This is a genomic window from Parahoeflea olei (assembly GCF_001703635.1).
Taxonomy (GTDB): Bacteria; Pseudomonadota; Alphaproteobacteria; order Rhizobiales; family Rhizobiaceae; genus Hoeflea; species Hoeflea olei.
This window is the reverse complement of sequence record NZ_LQZT01000048.1, coordinates 184,716-206,441: the sequence shown is the minus strand read 5'-3', so window position 1 is coordinate 206,441 and position 21,726 is coordinate 184,716. Positions and strand designations below refer to the sequence as shown.

At 66.7% G+C, this 21,726-nt stretch carries 16 protein-coding genes and 2 pseudogenes; 14 read left to right on the top strand and 4 right to left on the bottom strand.

Going from position 1 to position 21,726, the window contains the following annotated elements; all coding sequences use genetic code 11:
- Positions 1 to 127 precede the first annotated feature (127 nt).
- Together AWJ14_RS19435 and AWJ14_RS19430 are read right to left on the bottom strand one after the other, a co-directional pair.
- Positions 128 to 622: an HPr kinase/phosphorylase gene (locus AWJ14_RS19435; RefSeq protein ID WP_066183313.1), complete on the bottom strand. Its 495-nt coding sequence runs from the start codon at positions 620 to 622 to the stop codon at positions 128 to 130.
- Positions 619 to 1,026: pseudogene (locus tag AWJ14_RS19430) on the bottom strand (ATP-binding protein); the annotation flags it as partial. The gene AWJ14_RS19435 and the pseudogene AWJ14_RS19430, both read right to left, overlap by 4 nt.
- Positions 1,027 to 1,033: 7 nt before the next feature.
- Here AWJ14_RS19430 and AWJ14_RS19425 point away from each other — a divergent pair.
- The 6 genes and pseudogenes from AWJ14_RS19425 to AWJ14_RS19400 all read left to right on the top strand — a co-directional run.
- A pseudogene (locus AWJ14_RS19425) lies at positions 1,034 to 2,422 on the top strand (DNA polymerase III subunit gamma/tau); the annotation flags it as partial.
- A 69-nt stretch (positions 2,423 to 2,491) separates the two neighbouring features.
- Positions 2,492 to 2,815, top strand: a complete 324-nt coding sequence (locus AWJ14_RS19420) for a YbaB/EbfC family nucleoid-associated protein (protein WP_066183308.1) — start codon at positions 2,492 to 2,494, stop codon at positions 2,813 to 2,815.
- A 28-nt stretch (positions 2,816 to 2,843) separates the two neighbouring features.
- Positions 2,844 to 3,449 (top strand): recombination mediator RecR, encoded by a 606-nt coding sequence (gene recR, locus AWJ14_RS19415; RefSeq protein WP_066183305.1) that lies wholly within the window; start codon positions 2,844 to 2,846, stop codon positions 3,447 to 3,449.
- Between the two features lie 11 nt (positions 3,450 to 3,460).
- Positions 3,461 to 3,850 carry a RidA family protein gene (locus AWJ14_RS19410; protein WP_066183300.1) on the top strand — a complete coding sequence of 130 codons (390 nt, stop codon included), beginning with the start codon at positions 3,461 to 3,463 and terminating at the stop codon, positions 3,848 to 3,850.
- A 59-nt stretch (positions 3,851 to 3,909) separates the two neighbouring features.
- A complete protein-coding gene (locus AWJ14_RS19405; RefSeq protein WP_083220378.1) occupies positions 3,910 to 5,172 on the top strand; it encodes a lytic murein transglycosylase in 1,263 nt (420 codons plus the stop codon).
- A 241-nt stretch (positions 5,173 to 5,413) separates the two neighbouring features.
- The gene (locus AWJ14_RS19400; protein WP_066183298.1) at positions 5,414 to 6,859 is read left to right on the top strand and encodes an aldehyde dehydrogenase family protein; all 1,446 of its coding nucleotides are present in this window, start codon (positions 5,414 to 5,416) and stop codon (positions 6,857 to 6,859) included.
- 106 nt (positions 6,860 to 6,965) lie between these two features.
- Here the strand turns inward: AWJ14_RS19400 and AWJ14_RS19395 are convergent, their stop codons facing one another.
- Complete coding sequence (locus AWJ14_RS19395) at positions 6,966 to 9,290, bottom strand: molybdopterin-dependent oxidoreductase (protein WP_066183296.1); 2,325 nt, start codon at positions 9,288 to 9,290, stop codon at positions 6,966 to 6,968.
- Positions 9,291 to 9,353: 63 nt separating this feature from the next.
- Positions 9,354 to 10,805, bottom strand: a complete 1,452-nt coding sequence (locus AWJ14_RS19390; protein WP_066183293.1) for an NAD-dependent succinate-semialdehyde dehydrogenase — start codon at positions 10,803 to 10,805, stop codon at positions 9,354 to 9,356.
- 257 nt (positions 10,806 to 11,062) lie between these two features.
- On the opposite strand from AWJ14_RS19390, the gene AWJ14_RS19385 reads away from it, so the two are divergent.
- From AWJ14_RS19385 to AWJ14_RS19345, 8 genes are all read left to right on the top strand, one after another.
- Positions 11,063 to 12,115 (top strand): 2-hydroxyacid dehydrogenase, encoded by a 1,053-nt coding sequence (locus AWJ14_RS19385; protein WP_066183290.1) that lies wholly within the window; start codon positions 11,063 to 11,065, stop codon positions 12,113 to 12,115.
- Positions 12,116 to 12,119: 4 nt separating this feature from the next.
- Entirely contained in the window at positions 12,120 to 12,794 is a 675-nt protein-coding gene (locus AWJ14_RS19380) for a class II aldolase/adducin family protein (protein WP_066183287.1), read from the top strand.
- A gap of 11 nt (positions 12,795 to 12,805) precedes the next feature.
- Positions 12,806 to 14,314 (top strand): FGGY family carbohydrate kinase, encoded by a 1,509-nt coding sequence (locus AWJ14_RS19375; protein ID WP_066183284.1) that lies wholly within the window; start codon positions 12,806 to 12,808, stop codon positions 14,312 to 14,314.
- A gap of 222 nt (positions 14,315 to 14,536) precedes the next feature.
- The gene (locus tag AWJ14_RS19365) at positions 14,537 to 16,930 is read left to right on the top strand and encodes a 1-deoxy-D-xylulose-5-phosphate synthase N-terminal domain-containing protein (protein WP_066183278.1); all 2,394 of its coding nucleotides are present in this window, start codon (positions 14,537 to 14,539) and stop codon (positions 16,928 to 16,930) included.
- Between the two features lie 97 nt (positions 16,931 to 17,027).
- On the top strand, positions 17,028 to 18,254 hold the full coding sequence (locus AWJ14_RS19360; protein ID WP_066183275.1) for a trans-sulfuration enzyme family protein: 1,227 nt from the start codon (positions 17,028 to 17,030) through the stop codon (positions 18,252 to 18,254).
- Complete coding sequence (locus tag AWJ14_RS19355) at positions 18,251 to 19,711, top strand: FAD-binding oxidoreductase (protein ID WP_210183572.1); 1,461 nt, start codon at positions 18,251 to 18,253, stop codon at positions 19,709 to 19,711. The genes AWJ14_RS19360 and AWJ14_RS19355 overlap by 4 nt, the downstream gene beginning before the upstream one ends.
- A 310-nt stretch (positions 19,712 to 20,021) precedes the next feature.
- A complete protein-coding gene (locus AWJ14_RS19350) occupies positions 20,022 to 21,059 on the top strand; it encodes a TRAP transporter substrate-binding protein (protein ID WP_066183272.1) in 1,038 nt (345 codons plus the stop codon).
- 126 nt (positions 21,060 to 21,185) lie between these two features.
- Complete coding sequence (locus AWJ14_RS19345; RefSeq protein ID WP_171904907.1) at positions 21,186 to 21,725, top strand: TRAP transporter small permease; 540 nt, start codon at positions 21,186 to 21,188, stop codon at positions 21,723 to 21,725.
- The last annotated feature ends 1 nt before the right edge of the window (position 21,726 follow it).

The following is a 21,726-nucleotide window of genomic DNA, read 5'->3' as shown; positions in this document are numbered from 1 at the left end:
CCGTCCATCACCAGGCGCCGGTTCTTGCTTCGCAGCTGCGAAATCTTCAAGATTTCATCTTGGCCAGAAGCCGGCGAAGTTCAAGCCAAAAAACGCCGGATTTGCAGCAATAATGTGCAATGGCGCGTCATCGTGCCGAAAACAGCGCCGGTCGGCCGGCCAGAATCCGCGAAAGCGGATCGGCAGCACCGTCAGCCCACAGACGCAGGAGTGGCAAGGCCGTCCCGGCGCACGAAAAGGTTTCATTTTCGGGCGGCAGCCTGCCCTCGGCCGACGGCGCCTCCAGCGCCACGGCAAGGTCGAGCACCGCCCGCGGGGTCCGGGGCACGGTGACGATACCGGTGCCGCGCAGCTCGACGAGCCCCTCGAGCGGCGCCGGACAGGAGGCGATCAGGCGGCCGGCGCCGGGCGTGCGGCCAGGTGTCAGCATGGGCGTTACCAGGGTGCGGTCGTCGGCGACCAGCGCCGCATGCCAGCCGCGCGCCCGCGCCTGGGCGAGGCAGGCAAAGGCGGTGCGGCTCTTGCCCGCTCCGGACGGCCCCAGGAACAGAAGCCCGGTTGCCCCGACCACGATCGCGGTCGCATGCAGGTTGACCGTGCCGGACGCCGCCTCTCCGGTCACGTCCGCTCGCCCGGAAGCTCGATGATGAAGCGCGCGCCGGCCCATTTGCCCTCTTCCTTTCCGGGGATGTTCTCCGCGGTCAGGTGGCCGCCATGGGCCTCGATGATCTGGCGGCTGATCGACAGGCCGAGGCCCGAATTCTGGCCGAAATCCTCGCCGTCGGGGCGGTCGGTGTAGAACCGCTCGAACACCCGGTCGATCACCTCGGCGCGGATGCCGGGGCCGTTGTCCTCGATCAGGATCCGCACCGTCGACTTGCGACGGCCGAGGCGGATGGTGATGCGGCCGCCGGTCTCGGGCACGAAGGAGCGGGCATTCTCGATCAGGTTGGTGATCACCTGCCCGAGCCGCAAGTCATGGCCGATCACGGTGAAGGCGGATTTCGGGTTGGCGCGGCCGTCGACCTTCAGCATGCTCTCGAACCAGGCCTTCAACGGCTTGCTCAAGACGCTGGAGGAGCCCCCGGCGCATGTGAAGTTCATCTTCGCCACCACCGAGATCCGCAAGGTGCCGATCACGGTGCTGTCGCGCTGCCAGCGCTTCGATCTGCGCCGTATCGATTCGGGCCTGCTCGTCACCCATTTCCGCAATGTCTCCGCCCAGGAAGGCATTTCCATCGACGACGAATCGCTGGCCATGATCGCCCGCGCCGCCGAAGGGTCAGTGCGCGACGGGCTGTCGCTGCTCGACCAGGCGATCGCCCATGGCGGCGGCGCGGTCGATGCCGAGGCTGTCCGCTCCATGCTCGGCCTTGCCGACCGGTCGCGCATCGTCGGCCTGTTCGGCGCGCTGATGGAGGGGGACGTGGCGGCCGCGCTTGCAAGTTTCCGCGACCAGTATGATTCGGGCGCCAGCCCGCCGGTGATCCTCACGGATCTGGCGGATTTCACCCATCTCGTCACCCGGCTCAAATTCGTGCCGGAAGCGGCCGAAGACCCGTCGTTGACGCAAACCGAGCGCGAAAGCGGCGCGGATTTCGCCGACAGGCTGTCGACCGTGGTGCTGTCGCGCGTCTGGCAGATGCTGCTCAAGGGCATCACCGAGACCGACACCTCGAGCCGGCCCGCGGCCGCGGCCGAGATGGCGCTGATCCGCATCGCCCATGCCGCGAGCCTGCCCTCGCCCGAGGACGCGGCGAAGGCGGCACAGAATGCCGGCGGCTCGATGACCGGCGCTCCTGGCCCGGCAGGCGGTCAGGCGCCATCGGGCGGAGGCGCCACCGCGCGCGCTGTCGGCGACCGCCGGATGCCGCAGGGCGCCGGCCCCGCCGGGCAGCCGTCGATGCGTCTCGCCCATTCCGCCGAACCCACAATCGCCGCGCCGGCCGTGGCCGAGCCGGTGGAAACCATTGCCGTCGCCTCGCTCGAGGACATGGTGGCGCTTGCGGAGAAATACCGCGACATCGCCATGAAGGTGCAGATCCGCACCAATGTGCGGCTTGTCCGGATCGAGCCGGGTCGGCTGGAAATCAGCCTGACCCCCGATGCGAGCTCGAGCCTGCCCGGCGAACTGGTCAAGAAGCTGACCGACTGGACTGGAGCCAAGTGGAGCGTGGCGCTGAGCCGCGAGGAGGGCGCGCCGACGATTTCCGAGCGCGAGGCCGCCAAGCGCGACGCGCTCGTGAGCGACGCCCGCCAGGACCCCGATGTTGCGGCGATTCTCGCGAAATTCCCCGGCGCGCGCATCACCGACGTGCGCATTGCCGTCACCGAGGAAACGCTGCTCGACGGGGCGGTGACCCCGTCCGAGGACGGTGACATCCTGCCGGACGACCCCGATGGCGGCGACGAGGCGGACTAGGCGGCCCGGACGCGGGCAGCGCGCATGGCCGGCGCCGGCCATCCCTGAATTCAACAAGGAGAGATTGCGATGAAAGACATCATGGGCATGATGGGCAAGATCAAGGACATGCAGGCCAAGATGGAACGCATGCAGGAAGAGCTTGCCGAACTCGAATGCGAAGGCGTGGCCGGCGGCGGCATGGTCAGCGTGCGCCTGTCGGGCAAGGGCCTGATGAAGGGCATTTCCATCGATCGCTCGCTGTTCAAGGAAGACGATGTCGAGATCCTCGAGGACCTGATCCTTGCCGCCCACAACGACGCCAAGGCCAAGGTCGAGACGGCGATGGCCGAGCGCACCAAGGAACTGACCGCCGGCCTGCCGATCCCCCCCGGCATGAAGCTGCCGTTCTGACGGCGACGGGCCGAGGCCGGAGGTAAAGATGCAAAAACGTGTGACCGGCCCCGAGATCGAGCGCCTGATCCAGCTTCTTGCCCGCGTGCCGGGGCTCGGGCCGCGTTCGGCACGGCGCGCGGCGCTGCACCTGATCAAGAAGAAGGACCAGCTGATGGGTCCCCTGGCGCTGGCCATGACCGAGGCCTTCGACAAGGTCCGCATCTGCTCGACCTGCGGCAATGCCGACACCTCCGACCCCTGCGCGGTCTGCTGTGACGCGACGCGCGACCAGAGCGTGCTGATCGTCGTCGAGGATGTCGCCGACCTGTGGGCGCTGGAACGGGCCGCGGCGATGAATGCCGGCTATCACGTGCTCGGCGGCACGCTGTCGCCGCTCGATGGCGTCGGCCCCGACGACCTGACGATCGGCAAGCTCGTCGATCGCGTCGCCCAGGGCGGCGTGCGTGAGATCCTGATCGCGGTCAATGCCACCGTCGAAGGCCAGACCACCGCCCATTACATCACCGATCAGCTGGCAGGTTTCGACGTCAAGATCACCCGTCTCGCCCATGGCGTTCCGGTCGGCGGTGAACTCGACTATCTCGACGAAGGCACGCTCGCGGCCGCCATCCGCGCCCGCACCGCATTTTAGCGAGGCCCGCCATGCCGCGTTTCTTCAATCCCGACAGCCTGCCGAAGCCGGCGTCGAACTATGTGCAGGCGGTGGAGATGTCGGGCCCCGGCCGCCGCCTGATCGTCTCCGGCCAGATCGGCGTGACGCCCGAGGGCCGGATGGTTGAAGGCTACGGCCCCCAGACCGAGCAGGCCTGGCGCAATGCGCTGGCGGCTGTTGCCGCTGCCGGCTTCGACATTGCCGATATCGTGGCCATCCGGGTTTATGACGTCGCGCCCGGCAATGTCGCCGCCTACCGCGAGATCCGCGACCGCATGCTCGGGGGACATGCCCCGGCGTCGACCTATGTGATTGTCGCGGGGCTCGCGCACGAGAACCTGCTGACCGAGATCGAAGTCGAGGCGTTTCGCCAAGATTGATGCCGTGGCAGGCGGCAACGGCCGTTTTCCTGTGCGACCGGCCGGGTTAGGCTGACGCCATGATTCGCCTCCCGCATCTCGCCTCGCTCGTGATTCTCCTCTGCGCCCTGACGTTCCCCGTCGGAGGGGTGCTGCAGGCCCATGCCGCCACCAAGGCCGGTGTCGAGGCCCAGTTCCGCCAGTGGCTCGACGCTGACCTGTGGCCGGAGGCGAAGCGTCTGGGCGTCTCGAAATCCGTGTTCGAGCAAGCCTTTCAGGGCGTCTCTCTCGATTGGGACCTGCCGGATCTGGCGCCGCCGGGCTTTCCGAAGCCGAAAAAGCGCGCCCAGAGCCAGGCCGAATTCAAGAGCCCCGGCGCCTATTTCAGTGAAAAGAGCCTGCAGGGGCTGGCGGCTTCCGGCCGCTCGCTGATGCAGCGCCATTCCAGCCTGTTGCGCAAGATCGAGCAGCGCTACGGCGTGCCGGCATCAATCATCGTCGCGATCTGGGGCCGGGAATCGGGCTTCGGTCGCGCCAAGATCCCGCATTCGGCGGTTCGGGTTCTCTCCACCAAGGCCTTCATGTCGACCCGGCCCGAGCTGTTCCGAAAGGAAATCCTCGCCGCCCTGCAGATCCTCGAACGAGGTGATGTCCCGGCTTCGGCGATGAAGGGGTCCTGGGCGGGCGCCATGGGCCAGCCCCAGTTCCTGCCGTCGAGTTATCTCGCCCATGCGGTCGATTTCGATGGCGACGGCAAGCGCGACATCTGGAACTCCACGGCGGACGCACTGGCTTCGATCGCCAATTATCTCGCGGACAAGGGATGGGTGCGCGGCCGCGACTGGGGTTTCGAGGCGGTCATCCCGCAAAGGGTGACCTGTGCGCTCGAAGGCCCCGACCGGGCGCAGCCGATCGGCAAGCTCACCGAAATGGGGATCATCCGCATTTCCGGCCGGCCGTTTCCGGAGCACGAGCGTTCCGCGCCCGGCATGGTGCTGGTTCCGGCCGGCAACTTCGGCCCGGAATTCGTGGTCACGCCCAATTTCTACGTGATCAAGGAATACAACAATTCCGATCTCTACGCGCTGTTCATCGGCAATCTGGCCGATCGCATCGCCCATGGCGGCGGCGCCTTCGTCACGCCGTGGAGCAACACCGGTACGATGCTGCGCTCGGATATCGCGAAACTGCAATCCTCGCTCGAACGGCAGGGCTATGACGTGGGCGGCGCCGACGGCCTGCCCGGCTACAAGACCCGGCGGTCGATCGGCGAGTGGCAGGGGAAGAAGGGCCTGAAGCCCACCTGCTTCCCGAGCCCCGACTTGCTCAAGTCGCTTGACTGACTGCGGGAGCTGCCGTGCCCGCCGTCAGCCCGCGAATTTTCCGTGCGGGTGGTTGCCATCGCCTCGGCTCGCCCTCTAAACATCAGCATGCGATCCGGCGATGCTGCGCAATTGGCATTGCGATGCCGGGCTGTCTGGACCTTGCATGAGTTCCGGAACCACATATGTGGGTCCGGTATGACGACGAATATTGGCGGCCCGCCGGCAGGTGCGGCCGTGTCACCGCAACGTGGAGTAGGACATGATCGAGAAGCGCGAGTTTTACATCAATGGGGCATGGGTCGCGCCGACCCACACCCGGGACTGCGAGGTCATCAACCCCTCGACCGAAGAAGCTTGCGCGGTGATCTCGCTCGGCTCCACCGCCGACACCAACGCGGCCGTGGCCGCTGCCAAGGCCGCCTTCGAGGACTGGTCGCAGACCGACCCCCAGGTCCGGCTCGGCTACGTCAAGAAGATCCGCGAGATCTATGCCGAGCGCGCCGAGGACATGGCGCAGGCCATCAGCATGGAGATGGGCGCACCGATCGACATGGCGCGCAGCGACCAGGTTCCGGCCGGAACCTGGCACATCGACAACTTCATCAAGGCCTTCGATCACATCGAATTCATCCGTCCGCTCGGCCCGCATGCGCCCGAGGACCGGATCGCCATGGAGCCGATCGGCGTCGTGGGGCTCATCACCCCGTGGAACTGGCCGATGAACCAGGTCACGCTCAAGGTGATCCCGGCGCTGCTCGCGGGCTGCACCATGGTGCTCAAGCCCTCGGAAGTCGCCCCGCTCTCCTCGATCGTCTTTGCCGAGATCGTCCACGCCGCCGGCCTGCCCAAGGGCGTGTTCAACATGGTCAATGGCGACGGCGTCGGCGTGGGTACGGATCTGTCCACCCACAAGGACGTGGAGATGATCAGCTTCACCGGCTCGGCGCGGGCAGGCGCTGCGATCTCCAAGGCCGCGGCCGACACCTTCAAGCGCGTCTGCCTGGAACTCGGCGGCAAGGGCGCCAATGTGATCTTCGCCGATGCGGATGAAAAGGCGGTCGAGCGCGGCGTCCGCCGCTGCTTCAACAATTCCGGCCAGAGCTGCAACGCGCCGACCCGCATGCTGGTCGAGCGCCCGGTCTATGACCAGGCGGTGGAAAAGGCGGTTCAGATCGCCGAGACCGTCAAGGTCGGCCTCGCCGACCAGCCCGGCCGGCACATCGGCCCGGTGGTTTCGGCTGCCCAGTTCGACAAGATCCAGGGCCTGATCCAGAAGGGCATCGACGAGGGCGCGCGGCTGGTCGCCGGCGGCACCGGCCGTCCCGAAGGCTTCAACCGCGGCTATTTCGTCCGCCCGACGATCTTCGCCGATGTCAGCAACGACATGACGATTGCCCGCGAGGAGATCTTCGGACCGGTGCTGTCGATCATCCCGTTCGACAACGAGGATCACGCCGTCGAGATCGCCAACGACACGATCTATGGTCTGACCAACTATGTGCAGAGCCAGGACGGCGCGAAGCGCAACCGCATGGCGCGCCGGCTCCGCTCCGGCATGGTCGAGATGAACGGCAAGTCCCGCGGCGCCGGCTCGCCCTTCGGCGGCGTCAAGGCCTCGGGCCGGGCGCGCGAAGGCGGCGTCTGGGGCATCGAGGAATTCCTCGAAGCCAAGGCAATTTCCGGCTGGGCTAACGACGCTGACTGATCCCGGCGGTCTTCGGATCCATTGCTTCGGCCAATGCGGCCCGCCCTATGGGGCGGGCCGTTTTGCATGGGTCTTTGCCCGTGCTGCAGAAGTCAGCCGCGCGCGCTCAGGCGCCGCGCTTGCGCAGGATCTCTTCATGCGGCACGGCGGGCGGGATATCGCCCGTCAGCTTTTCGATCGACACCAGGCAGATCTGCCCCGCACAGCCCTGGCTGAAGGGCGAGGCCGGGCGGTCGGCGGTCACGGCATTGGGGTTGCCGTTCACGCAGGCGAGCCCCGTGCCGTCGATGTCGCGCGGCGCGTACCAGGCGCCGGTCGACAGTTGCACCACCGAGGGCAGGACCTCGGCGCTCGGCCGTGCGGCGGCCAGCGTGGCGCCACGGGCATTGAAGATCCGGATCACGTCGCCCTCGGCGATGCCGAGGCGGGCGGCATCGGCATCATTGAGGCGGGCGACCTCGCGTCCGTCGATCTTGCCCGCCATGCTGGTCGCTCCGAAATCGAGCTGGCTGTGCAACCGGCCGAAAGGCTGGTTGGCGACGAGCTGGAAGGGATGGGTCTGCGCCAGCGCGCCGCCCAGCCATTCCTGCGGCTCGATCCAGGCCGGGTGGCCCGGTAGGCCGCTGCTGGCCACCAGCTCCGAATGAAACAGGATCTTTCCGGTTTCGGTGTCGAGCGGCTTGGCCACCGGATCGGTATGGAAAGCTTCCATCATGCTCGGCGTGTCCGAGACCGGCAGCGGCAGCGGACCGCCCTGCATCAGCCCGTCGAAATCGGGCACGTCGAACCCGCGGCGGCGCATCGCCTCTTCGGTCTTGCCATAGAGATGGGCGAGCCATTCGCGCGAGCTGCGGTTTTCGGAAAAAGCCTCGCGGCAGCCGAGCCGCGCGGAGAGATCGCAGAAAATGTCGTAGTCGTCGCGGGCCTCGCCGAAAGGCGCGGCAAGGCGCTGCATCGGCATCAGATAGGGATCGCCGGCGCTGGCGCCGATATCGTCGCGTTCGGCGGTGATCGTCGCCGGGAAGATGATGTCGGCATGGGCCGTCGTCGCCGTGCCGACGCTGTCATGGACAATGACCGTGTCGGGCCGGGAAAATGCCTGGCGCAAGCGGCTGAGATCCTGGTGGTGGTGGAACGGGTTTCCGCCGGCCCAGTAGACCAGCCGGATATCGGCATAGCGGCGGGTCTTGCCGCGATAGGTGTAGTCCGCGCCGGGGTTGAGCAGCAGGTCGGAGATGCGGGCCACCGGAATGAAGTCGCCCGACTTGTTGTAGCCCTGCGGCAGCGTCGGCAGCGGCACGGAAAGCTGCGGCTTGCCATGGTTGCCCATGGAGCCGATCGCATAGGTGAAGCCCGCGCCCTTGCGGCTTCCGCCGCCGAGCATGGCCGAAAGCGCCAATCCCATCCAGATCGGCTGTTCGCCGTTCTCGGCGCGCTGCAGGCCGTAGCCCACGGTGACGAGCGTGCGCTTGCGCGCCGCTTCCTCGGCCAGCGCCCGGATCTCGCTTGCGGGAACACCGCAGATCGCCTCGGCCCAGTCCGGGGTCTTGGGCTGGCCGTCGGTTGTGCCTTCGAGATAGGCGCGGAACGCCTCCCAGCCCGAGGTGTATTTGGCGATATAGGCATGATCGACGAGATCGCGGGCCAGAAGGTGGCCTGCCATGCCGATCATCATTGCCACGTCGGTGGCCGGCCGCGGCTGGTAGCGGGTGATCTCGTCGGCGCCGCCGATATCGTCACGCAGCGGGCTGACCGAGACGATGTGGCAGCCGCGCTTGAGCGCCGCGGCGATGCAATCACGGGCAATGTGCTGGGACGAGCCGCCCGGGCTCACGGAGAGATTGCGGATCGGCAGGCCGCCGAAGGCGATCACCAGTTCGGTGGTCTCGCGGATATGCTCCCACCAGCAGCCCTCGCGCGAGATCCGCCCGGAATTGCCGGCGACGGTGTCGAGGATCACCGATCCTGCCGCCGTCGAATAGGTATCGACCGAGGCGACATAGCCGCCGAAGGCCATGTTGAGGAAGCGGTGCACCTGGCTTTGCGCATGGTGGAACCGTCCCGCCGAGGACCAGCCATAGGAGCCGCCGAACACGTGGCGACCGTGATTGGCGGCCGGCGAGTCCGGATCGCCGGCGCCGAGGCGTTTGAGTTCGCCTGCGGCAAGCTCCAGCGCCTGCTCCCAGTCCATCTCGACATAGTCGTCGCTGCCGCGGCGTGCGTCCGGACCGGGGCCGTCCTCGAGCCAGCCACGGCGGATGAGCGGACGCGACAGCCGTGCCGGATGGGTGAGCGCAGCCGGAATGTTCTTGAGGATCGGCGAGGGATCGGGATCGCCGGGAAACGGCGCGATGGCCAGCCCGTCCTCCTGCTGAATGGCTGAAAACGCGCCCCAATGGCTGCTGTGGTAGAGAGGCTGTCGGATGGTCAAGGCGGGATCCTTCGTCGTGGGGGTGGGTCTTTGCTGCCGGCTTCCGGGCCGGCGGATCCCGGGTCAGGCCGGGTCGAGCGTCTTCTGGGTGACGAAGCGGGTGACCTGGTAGTCGCCGATCGCTTCGCTGCCGCCTTCATTGCCATAGCCTGAGTCGCGGACGCCGCCGAAGGGGGTTTCGGGCAGTCCGAGCCCGATATGGTTGATCGTGGTCATGCCGGCGACGATCTCGGCGCCGAGCCGCTCGATGCTGCGGGCCGACCGGGCAAAGGCGTAGGAGGCGAGGCCGAAGGGCAGGCGGTTGGCCTCCGCGATTGCCTCGTCGAGCGATGCCACGCGGTTGACGATGGCGACGGGCCCGAAGGGTTCCTCGTTCATGATCCGGGCCTCGACGGGTGCGTTGGCGACCACTGTCGGTTCGAAGAAGTTGCCGGAATTGCCGATGCGGGCGCCGCCGGTGGCGATCGTCGCGCCGTGCCGGACCGCATCCGTCAGCAGAGCTTCGAGGGCGGGTATGCGGCGCTCGTTGGCGAGCGGTCCCATCTGCGTGCCCTCGGCGAGGCCGTCTCCGACCTTGATCTTTCTCGCCGCCGCGACGAATTCGCCGAGGAAATCGTCATAGGCCGGCTCTTCCACCAGGAAGCGCGTCGGCGAAATGCAAACCTGCCCGGCATTGCGGTATTTGGAGGCGGCGAACTGCCTTGCGGCATCGGCAATGTCGGCATCGGCGCAGACGATCACCGGGGCATGGCCGCCGAGTTCCATGGTGGTCTTCTTCATGTGGCGCCCGGCCAGCGCGGCGAGATGCTTGCCGACCGGCGTCGAGCCGGTAAAGGAGACCTTGCGGATGACGGGGCTCGAAATGAGATAGTCCGAGATTTCGGCCGGATCGCCATAGACCAGGCCGATCACGCCCGCGGGGATTTCGGTCCTTTCGAAGGCGCGGATCAGGGCCGCCGGTGCGGCCGGCGTTTCCTCGGGGCCCTTGACGATGATGGAGCAGCCGGCGGCGAGCGCGGCGCAAAGCTTGCGCACCACCTGGTTGATCGGGAAATTCCAGGGCGTGAAGGCGGCGACGGGGCCGATCGGCTGCTTCAGCGCCATCTGCGTGACCCCGGGGCCGCGCGCGGGGATCAGGGTGCCGTAGCTGCGCCGCGCCTCTTTGGCTAACCATTCGATGGTCTGGGCCGCGGCGAGCACCTCGAGCCTGGCTTCGGCAAGGGGCTTGCCCTGCTCGATGGTCAGGTGCCGGGCGGTCTCCTCTGCCATTTCGCGCAGGTTGGCGGCGGCTTGCCGCATCAGGCTGCTGCGGGTAAGGGCGGGCGTGTCCCTCCAGGCGGCGAAGCCTTTTGCACAGGCGGCGAGCGCCGCGTCGAGATCGGCCCTGCCGGCGTGGCTCACGCGGCCTGCGACAGCACCTGTTGCCGGGTTGCGGACGTCCAGGACCTTTCCGTCACGGGCATCCCTCCAGGTCCCGTCGATAAAGAGCTGCGTGTCCGGATAGGTGGTTTCCACGGGGCATTCCTTCCTGGCGGCCCGGCCGGCCGGGCGTTCTGCGGGGGGGGCGAGAATCGCATTGACAATCGCCTTTCAATATTTATACAAATCGCGGCCTCATAGTTGTAAATATTGGAGAGACATGTCAAGTTGGTTTGAACCTCGAAGAGGCTGCCCGATCCGGACCGGCCTCCCTCAAACAGACATGGCTGCGGCATGTCCGGCAGATCGCCGGGCGAGGTATGCCGTTGGTTGGAAAAACGAAAGCGGCGCGCATGACGGGGACTGACCCATTGATTATCGGCATCATCGGCGACGGATTCATGAACCCGTCCTTCTTCCGCAAGGCGCTGGAGGAAAAGCTGGCGGGCCGGCAGGTGACCTACAAGGAAATGGAGCTCGGCTGGCCGCTTTCGGTCAAGTCGACGAAGAAGGATCCGGTGCTGCCGATCGGCGAATTCGTCGGCCGTCCCGAGGACTATTTCGAGTTCCTCTCCGACATCGACATCCTCGTAACCCACCTGGCGCCGATCACAGCTGCAAGCTTCGACCATGCGCCCCGGCTCAAGGTGATCGGGGTCGCGCGCGGCGGGCCGATCAATATCGAGCGTGCGGCGGCGGCGGAACGCGGCGTAACGGTCGTCAACACGCCCGGCCGCAATGCCTCGGCCGTCGCCGAATTCACCATCGGCTCGCTGCTGGCCGAAACCCGCAACCTGATCCGCGGCCATCTCAACGTGGTCAGCGGCGAGTTCCGGCGCGAGTTCTACCATATCGACCATGTCGGCCCGGAACTCGGCGAACTGACGCTGGGCATCGTCGGCTACGGCGACATCGGCACGCGTGTCGCTCGTCTGGCGGCTCCCTTCGGCTGCCGCATCATCGTCTCTGACCCGTTCAAGCAGCTCACCGACGAGGACCGGGCGCTGGGCGTCACCAAGGTCGAGCTCGACGATCTGCTCGCCACGGCGGACGTCGTCACGCTGCACCCCAGGGTGACCCCCGAAACGCGCGGCATGATCAGCCGCGAGCGCATCGAGCGGATGAAGAAGGGCGCCTATATCGTCAACACCACGCGCGGCGAAGTGCTCGACTACGAGGCGCTCTACGATGCGCTCAAGTCCGGTCATCTCGCCGGTGCCGCTCTCGACACCTTCGATCCCGAGCCGCCGCCGGCCGACTGGCCGTTGCTGAAGCTTCCGAACGTGACGCTTTCGCCCCACATCGCCGGCGCCTCCCGATACAGCGTATCGAAAGCCGCCAACATGATCGCCGCGGATGTCGCAAGCATCCTTGACGGCAAGCAACCGCTCTATAGCGCGAGGTAACCGCATGTCCGACCTGGAACTGAAACTGCGCACGGAACTGATCGAGGCCTGCCGGGCCATGAACGGGCTCGGCATCAACAAGGGAACCGCCGGCAACATTTCCGTTCGTCACGGCGACGGCTTCCTGATTTCGCCGACCGGTATTCCCTATGACAAGCTCGTGCCCGAGCATGTGGTTCAGATGAACTGGGATGCCGAATACGAAGGCGACGTCCGCCCCTCCAGCGAATGGCGCTTTCACCGCGACATCCTGCGCTCGCGCCCGGACCTGAATGCGGTCGTTCACACCCATTCGACCAACGCCACCTCGGTCTCCATCCTCAACAAGGATATCCCGGCGGTGCACTATGCCATCGCCGCGGCGGGCGGCCCGACCATCCGCTGCGCGCCCTACGAGATCTTCGGCTCGCAGGAACTGGCCGATCGCATCCTGGTCGCGCTCGAAGGCCGGCGCGCCTGCCTGCTCGCCCACCACGGCGTGATCGCGGCCCATGTGTCGATCGGCCGGGCGCTCTCGCTCGCCGTCAGCGTCGAGGAACTGGCGACCCATTACCTGAACTGCCTGCCGATGGGCGAGCCGCCGGTTCTGACTGATGTGCAGATCGCCGATGTGGTGGAGAAGTTCAAGACCTACGGGCAGCAGTCGGAAGCCACCGAACGCGCGCTCAAGGCCGGCTGACCTTCAAGGCCATGGCGTCCGATCTCGTCCTTTGCCTCGATTCCGGCACAACCACCGTCAAGGCCGCGGTCTTTGACCGGGACGGCCGCGCCGTGGCCCATGCCGAGATCCCAAATTCGGCGCTGGAACGCCATGGCAACCGTGTCGAGCAGGACATGGAACGCACGATCGCCGACGCCGAGGCCGCTGTCAGCCAGTGCCTTCTGCAGGTTTCGGGCGAGATCTGCGCCTTCGCGCTGACGGCGCAGGGCGACGGGCTCTGGCCGCTCGATGGCGAGGGCCAGCCGGCGGGCAAGGCGATGACATGGCTCGACGGCCGTGCCTCGGCGCTGCTCGCCTCCATGCCCGCTGCGCTCGATGCGGTCGAGGCGATCACCTCGTCACGGCCGACGGCAGCGTCGCAGACGCTGCAACTGCTCTGGCTGCAGCGAAACGAGCCCGAGCGCTTCGCCTCGATCCGGCACGCGCTGCGGCTCAAGGAGTGGCTGTTCTTCCGGATGACCGGGACGCTGTGCGCGGAATCCGGAAGCGTGCTCCCCGCCTGGGGCGACTGGCGCAGCGGCGAAGCGCATCCTGATATTCCCGGCCTGCTCGGGCTCGAGAAGGGCACCGAATTGTTGCCCCCGATCGGGACGGTCGGGTCCTGCATCGCCGGCCTGTCGAAACAGGCGGCCGGGCGGATGGCGCTGCCCGAGGGCCTGCCGGTCATTCTCGGTCCCGGCGACGTGCAGTCGACCTTTGTCGGCCTGGGCGTCGGTCCCGGATTCGAGCTGACGCGCGCCTCGATCTTCGGCACCAGTGCAATTCACGGACGCTATTTCGCCGAGGCCGCCGCCATTCCGCGGAAACATTCGGGCGGCATGGTCCAGCGCTTTGCCGGCGGTGGCGGGTTCCTCTGCTTCCATCCGGCCTTCAACGGCGGCACCGTGTTCCGGCATGCGGCCCGGGTCCTGGGCGCAGAGATGCAGCCCGGCTACCGCCCGGCCTATTCCGGCGTCGTGCTCCACCCGTTCTTCGAGCCGGGCGGTGAGCGCGCCCCGATCGCCCATCCCTTTGCCTCGGCGGCGGCCTTCGGCGTGAGCGCCCGGACCACGCCCGAGCAGATCAGCTGGGCGGCGCGCGAAGCCGTGGCCTTCCTCACCCGCATGGCCCATGCCGATCTCGGCACGGACGACCGGGAAATGGTTTCGGTGGGCGGCGGCGTGGCCCGCGATCCGGTGTTCCTGCAATTGCTGGCAAATGTGCTCGAGCGCCCGGTGCAGCCCCATGCGGGCGGCGAGACCGCACTGCGCGGCCTGGCGGCGGTGGCCACGGGCGCGCTCGATACGGGTTCGGATGACGAAGCTGCGCCGAACGGCAGCTATCTGGCGCCCGCGGGAGCGGAGATCGAACCTGAGGGCGGCGCCGTGGCAGGCTATCTCGGCCGCAAACGCGCCATCTTCGAACGCCTGCTGGATGAGGTTTCGCGACACTGGGAGGATATCGCCGGTCTGGAGGAGGTCGCTTCAGGTCTGGCGTGAGGAGCGGCACGCGTGCCGCGGCATCGATCGCCGGGGGATCCGGGATCAATGGGGAGGATAGGATGAAGGTTACGAAGCCCGGGATTTTCAGCGCGAAAGCGGATCTTTCGCCTGACCAGATGCGCCAGTCCGGCAATGACGGTTGGCGCCGCGTCGCCCTGTGCCTGGCGCCGGCCCTTGGCTCGGCGCCCGCCTCGACCGCCTCGCGAGGGTGCTGAATCGATGACACACGTGACCATCCCCCACCCGGCAGGCCATCTCAAGACCGTCGAACAGCGACTGCTCTGGCTGTCCCACTGGATGATCCACAACGCCAACCATCTGCGGGACAATCCCGACGGCATCAAGGTCGGCGGGCACCAGGCCTCCTCGGCCTCGATGGTATCGATCCTGACGGCGCTCTATTTCTCGACGCTGCGGCCGGGCGACCGTGTGGCGGTCAAGCCGCATGCCTCGCCGCTGTTCCATGCGATGCACTATCTGATGGGCAATCTCGACCGCGACGCGATGGAGCGCTTCCGCGGCTATGGCGGCGTCCAGTCCTATCCGAGCCGGACCAAGGACAAGGACGATGTCGATTTCTCCACCGGCTCGGTCGGCTTCGGCGCGGCGATCACCGTGTTCAGCTCCATCGTCCAGGACTTCATCTCGGCCAAGCCCTGGGGCGGCAAGCCCGAGGGGCGGATGATCTCGCTGATCGGCGACGCCGAACTCGACGAAGGCAATGTCTACGAGGCGCTGCAGGAGGGTTGGAAGCACGGCCTGCGCAATTGCTGGTGGGTGGTCGACTACAACCGCCAGTCGCTCGACGGCATCGTCCAGGAAGGGCTCTGGGAGCGGATCGAGAAGATCTTCGAGGCTTTCGGCTGGCGCGTCGTCAAGGTCAAGTATGGCGCCCTGCAGCGCGCGGCTTTCAACGAGCCGGGCGGCGATCGCCTGAAACAATGGATCGATGACTGCCCCAATCAGCTCTATTCGGCGCTGACCTATATGGGTGGCGCGACCTGGCGCGCGCGGCTGATGGATGCGCTCGGCGACCAGGGCGATGTCTCCAAGCTGATCGCAAGCCGCAGCGACGATGAACTCGCGGCCCTGATGGAAGGTCTTGGCGGCAATTGCGTGGAGACCATGGCGGAGACCTTCGCCGCGATCGATGACGACATGCCGACCTGCTTCCTCGCCTATACGGTGAAAGGCTGGGGCACGCCGATCGCCGGACACAAGGACAATCACGGCGGCCTGATGACGGTCGCCCAGATGGCCGAGTGGCAGGAGCACATGGGCATTCCGCACGGCGCCGAGTGGGACCGCTTCGCGGGCGTCGAGGACGAGGCGGGCTTCCGCGCCTTCCTCGATGCGGTGCCCTTCTTCGCCGCCGGCAGCCGGCGCTATTCCGACCGCCGGATCGAGGTGCCCTCGATCGAGACGCCGGGCGACCGGGTGATCGCGAGCCAGCTCGCCTTCGGCAAGATCATGGATGCATTGGGGCGCAGCGACAGCGGCCTGGCCGAACGCATCATGACGCTCTCGCCCGATGTGACCGGCACCACCAGCCTCGGCCCCTGGGTGAACCGCCGCAAGCTGTTCGCCCGCCGGGAACTGGCCGATGTGTTCCGCGCCGAGCGGATTCCTTCCACGGCGAAATGGGACTTCCTGCCGGAAGGCCAGCATGTCGAACTCGGGATCGCGGAAAACAACCTGTTCACCGCGCTCGGCGCGGCCGGCCTGTCGCACGCCCTGTTCGGGCGGCGTGTGTTCCCGATCGGCACGCTCTACGATCCCTTCGTCTGCCGCGGCCTCGATGCGCTGATCTATGCCTGTTACCAGGACGCGCGCTTCATGGTGGTGGGCACGCCCTCCGGCGTGGCGCTGGCGCCCGAGGGCGGCGCGCACCAGTCGATCGGCACGCCGCTGGTGGGCATGAGCCAGGACGGGCTTGCCGCGTTCGAGCCGGCCTTTGCCGACGAACTCGCCATCATCATGGAATGGGCTTTCGACTACATGCAGCGCGACGGCAAGGCCGATCTCGACGAGCGCACCTGGCTGCGCGACGAGACCGGCGGGTCTGTCTATCTGCGCCTGTCGACCGCGCCGCTCGAACAGCCGCAGCGTGAGGTGAACGAGCGGTTCCGCGAGCACGTGATCGCCGGCGCCTACTGGATGCGTGAGCCGGGACCGAACTGTGAGGCGGTGATCGTCTACCAGGGCGTGGTCGCGCCCGAAGCGATCCGGGCCGCCGGCATCCTCGGCGAATGCCGGCGCGACATCGGCGTCCTTGCGGTGACCTCGGCGGACCGGTTGAACGCCGGATGGACCGCGGCGCAGCGGGTGCGCTCGCGCGGGGTGAAGGATGCGGCGAGCCATATCGAACGGCTGCTCCAGGATCTACCCGCCCATTGCCGCATCGTCACCGTCATCGACGGCCATCCCGCAACGCTCGCCTGGGTCGGCTCCGTGCACGGACACCGCACGATCCCGCTCGGGGTCGAGCATTTCGGCCAGACCGGAACCATTGCCGACCTGCGCCGCCATTTCGAAATCGACGCCCAGGCGATCGTCGACCGGGTGAACGGACTAACGGCCGGCCGGCCGGGCTACATCCGGGTGGTATCATGACGGGCGGGAAAGATCGAGACACGGCCGGGCCCTGCGTCAACGGGCCGGACAGCGGCGACAGGCCTGCGGGCCACATCAGCAAAAAGGTGGGAACACGATGACCAAGGACAATCTGCTCGGCGGGGCCGGCCCCGCCACCCGCGCCATCCATCTGGGCTACGATCCGGCGAGCGAGAACGGCGCGCTGACGCCCCCGATCTACCTGACCTCGACCTATGCCTTCGAAACGGCGGAAGACGGGGTCGCGACCTTCGCCGGCGAGCGGGCGGGCTATGTCTATGGCCGCTCGCGCAACCCCACGCAGGCGATTCTCGAGGCCCGCATCGCCGATCTCGAACGCGGCGAGGCCGGCCTCGCCCTGGCCTCCGGCATCGCCGCCATCACCGCGACGATCCTGTCGCTCGCCAAGGCCGGCGATCTGGTGCTGGTCGACCAGGTCATCTATGGCTGCTCCTATTCCTTCTTCGCCAACCACATCACCCGGTTCGGCGTCGAGGTGGTCTTCGCCGACTTCACCGATCCCGATGCACTCGAGGCCGAGTTTGCGAAAAAGCCTGCGCTGGTGTTCTTCGAAACGCCGTCGAACCCCAACATGCGCATCATCGACATCCGTCGGATCGCGCAGATGGCCCATGCCGTAGGCGCGCTCTGCATCGTCGACAACACCTTTTCCTCGCCGATCATCCAGCAGCCGATCGCGCTCGGCGCGGACATCGTCGTGCATTCGGCCACCAAGTTCCTGGGAGGCCACGGCGACCTTCTCGGCGGGATCGTGGTCGGGTCCGCCAAGACCATCGCCGCGATCCGCAATGCCGGACTGCGCATGATCACCGGCGCGACGATTTCTCCGTTCAACGCCTTCCTGATCCTGCGCGGGCTGAAGACGCTCAGCCTGCGGATGAAGGCCCATTGCGCCTCGGCACTGGCGATTGCCGAACACATGTCCGCCAACCCCGCGGTTCGCGCTGTGCATTATCCGATGCTTCCCGGGTTCAAGGACGTCGCGCTCGCCAGGAGCCAGATGTCGGGCGGCGGCGCGGTCGTGTCGTTCCAGCTGGTGGGCGGGCGCGAGATGGGCATGCGCTTCATCAACGCGCTCAAGCTGATCAAATGCGCCGTCAGCCTCGGTGACGCCGAAACGCTGGTGCAGCTGCCTGCGGGCATGACACATGCGACCTACACCGAGGAGGAGCGCCGCCGTTTCGGCATTCCCGAAGATCTCGTGCGCCTCGCCGTCGGGCTGGAAGACATCGAGGACTTGCTGCTCGACATCGACGGGGCCTTCGAGAGCATCGGCAGCGCCAGGACCGGAACCGGCGGATGATGTCCGGCGCCGACCAGGACCGCGAAATCCAGGCCGTTCCGCCGCGCGAGGACATGATCGCGCGGCTGGGGCAGCTCTGCGGCCCGGCCAATGTGCTGACCGGGGCCGAGGCGGAGCGCTACGGGCGCGACTGGCGCGGGCAGTATCCGTCGAGCCCGCTTGCGGTGGTGCGGCCGGGTTCGACCGGTGAAGTGTCGGACATCCTGCGCCTAGCGAGCCAGTGGCAGATCCCCGTTATTCCGCAGGGTGGCAATTCCGGTCTCGTCGGCGGCACCAAGGCGGATGGCGGACTGATCGTGTCGCTCGAACGGATGAACCGGATCCGCGCCATCGACGCCAGCGGGCGCACCGCCGCCGTGGATGCGGGCGTCATCGTCGAGCATCTCAACACAAGGCTTGCCGAACTCGAACTCCGCTTTCCGCTCGCCTTCGGCGCCCAGGGATCGGCAATGATCGGCGGCGTGCTGTCGACCAATGCGGGCGGCGCCAATGTGCTGGCCCACGGCATGACGCGGGCGCTCTGCCTCGGCCTCGAGGTGGTGATGCCCGACGGCCGCGTGCTCGACGACATGGTGGCACTGCGCAAGAACAACACCGGCTACGACTTGAAGCAGCTCTTCATCGGGGCAGAGGGAACGCTCGGCATCATCACCGGCGCGGTGCTGACGCTCACCGACCTGCCGGCCGGACGGGCGACCGCGCTTCTGGCCGTAAACGGGTTTGACGAGGGGCTTGCTGTCCTCAACCGGCTCAGGCGGGTGGCCGGAAACGCCATCGAGGCCTTCGAGGTGATGCCCGCGCGCTATCTGGCGCAGCTGCGCCGCAGCTCCGCCCCGGTCGTTCCGCCCTTCGCGAGCGATCCCGCCCTGGCGATCCTGGTGGAGCTGGCCTCCAGTGCGCCCGACGACTGCGCGCCGCGCGCCGATGGCGGCGTCCCGCTCGTCAACTGTCTCACCGACGTGCTCGGCGACTGCATCGAGGACGGACTGATCGGGGACGCGCTGGTTGCGCAGACCGAAGGCCAGCGCGCCGGTTTCTGGCGGCTGCGCGAGATCGCGCCGGAACTGACCATCGGATTGACGCCGGTGGTCGCGGCCGACGTCTCGGTGCCGCTCGACCGGATCGGCGACTTCGCCGAAGCGCTCGACACCGCCTTGGGCGAGGCCGATGCGGATGCGCCGCACTGGACCGTCGGCCATCTGGGCGACGGCAACCTGCATGTGGTCGTCTGCCCGGCCGACAAGTCGCCGGCCCATCTTGGCCGCATCCGCGCCGTTATCGACGACGTGACCATGCGCCATGCCGGCTCGTTTTCGGCCGAACACGGAATCGGCCTGCAGAAGCTTGCCAGCATGTCGAGGCACAAGGACCCGCTCGCGCTCGAGCTGATGCGCCGGATCAAGGATGCGCTCGACCCGCTCGGGATCATGAACCCGGGCAAGGTGGTGCCGCTGTGAGCATGCATACCGAACGCCGCGGCGCGGCACGGCCGATCAACAGACCAGGGGGTCGCCAACAGGGGAGGAAGTGACATCGGAGATCGGGAGAGGCCGGGGCCACGGGGTCCGCAGAGATGGCCAGATCCGGATCGTCCGGAACAGCAGATGTCCAGGCTTGCAGGCGTGGACCGGGCGGATGCCGCGGCAGCCGGACCGGTCCAACGGGAGAGGCGATGACGTGAGGAGACGCATCCCGAAGCTGCCGGCCGAAACGTGAAACAGGTACCGACCGGCCCAACAAACGGTCTTCAACATGAGGAGGAAACACATGTCTTACCTGACCACCAAAACGCTCAAGGGGCTCGCCATCGGCGGCATCGCCCTTCTGGCCGCGTCGACGGCGATTGCCGCCGACTACACGATGAAGTTCTCGATCAGCGACAGCGAGATCGAGGGCGAGCATTTCACCCACACCCCGCTGCGTGCCTTCAAGAAGGAAATCGAGGAGAAGAGCGACGGGCGCATGGCCGTCAACATCTTCTGGTCGGGTCAGCTCGGCAAGACCGACAGCGTCGTCAACATGGTCGCAAACGGCCTCGTCGAGGCCATAATGGGCGCCGACGGCTTCGCCTCGCCCTACGACCAGAACGTCCAGGTGCTGGGTATTCCCTACCTGTTCAACGACCGCGCTGCGGCCTATGAGGTGCTCGACGGACCGTGCGGCCAGCAGCTCTCCGACAGCCTTGCCAAGAAGAGTGGCATGCGCGCGATGGTCTGGCACGAGAACGGCGGCTACCGGAACTACTCCGCCAACAAGCCGCTGACCTCTGTCGAGGACCTCAAGGGCCTGAAGATCCGGACCATGAACAACCCGGTCCACATGGAAATCGTCAAGTCGCTCGGCGCCTCGCCGACCCCGGTTCCGTGGCAGGATCTCTACACCGCGCTGCAGACCGGCGTGGTCGACGGCCAGGAAAACTCGCTCGCGATCTTCCGCATTCCCAAGCTCGAGGAAGTGCAGAAGCACATCATCATGGATGGCCACGTCTATTCGCCGGGCGCGCTCTACTTCAATCAGAAATGGCTCGACAGCCTGCCGGAAGACCTGCAGCAGATCGTCAAGACCGCATCGGAAAACTTCCGCGACCTGAACCGCGAGATCTCGGCCAAGGCCGAGAAGGAGGACCGGGCCTATCTCGAGAGCAACGGCGTGGAGATCTACGACCCGACGCCCGAGCAGAAGCAGCAGTTCCGTGAACTCACCCAGGCACCCGCGCTGGCCTACATCAAGGACAGCGTCGATCCGGAAATCCTCCAGTGCTTCCTGACGGCAGCCGAGGAAGCCAACGCCAAGACGGCCAACTGAAGCCTTCCGCGGCCGGGTTGAATGACCGGGCCGCGGAAAGCTGGCCCCGGCGTCAGGGCATGTATCTCATCGGCAGGCCGCCGGATTGTCGGCGGCCTGCAGCAATCACTCAGAGGGAGGGGCTTCATGGCAAAGGTATTGCTGGCGCTTTGTCGCATGATTTCTTGGGTGCAGCTTGTGCTGCTGCTGACAATGCTGTCCGTCATGGCCAGCCTGGTCTTTACCCGTTACCTGTTTTCCTATTCGCCGCCATGGTCCGAGGAACTGACCCGGTTCGCGATGATCTGGCTCGTCATGCTCGGCGGCGGCGTGTTGTCCCTGTTTGAGGACCACATCACGCTCACGGTGTTCTCCGACAATTTCAGCCCGAAACTGAAGATCCTGAGGAACTTCGTGGTGCGGATCATCCTGATCGCCACCAGCGCCGTCGTCGTCGTCAAGGGCATCAAGTTCGCCGAGGGCATGAGCGGCGTGTTCGCCTGGGGTCTCCAGATCGACATGGGGCTGCCGGCCTATTCGGTCGTCGCGGGCTTCGGGCTGACGCTCGTGTTCAACCTCATCCTGCTCGTTCAGGACATCGGCGCGCTGTTCGGCGCCAAGCTCACCCTGATCCCGCGCCAGGACCAGGTGATGGACGGGTCCTTCCGGACCCAGGACGACCTCTGAT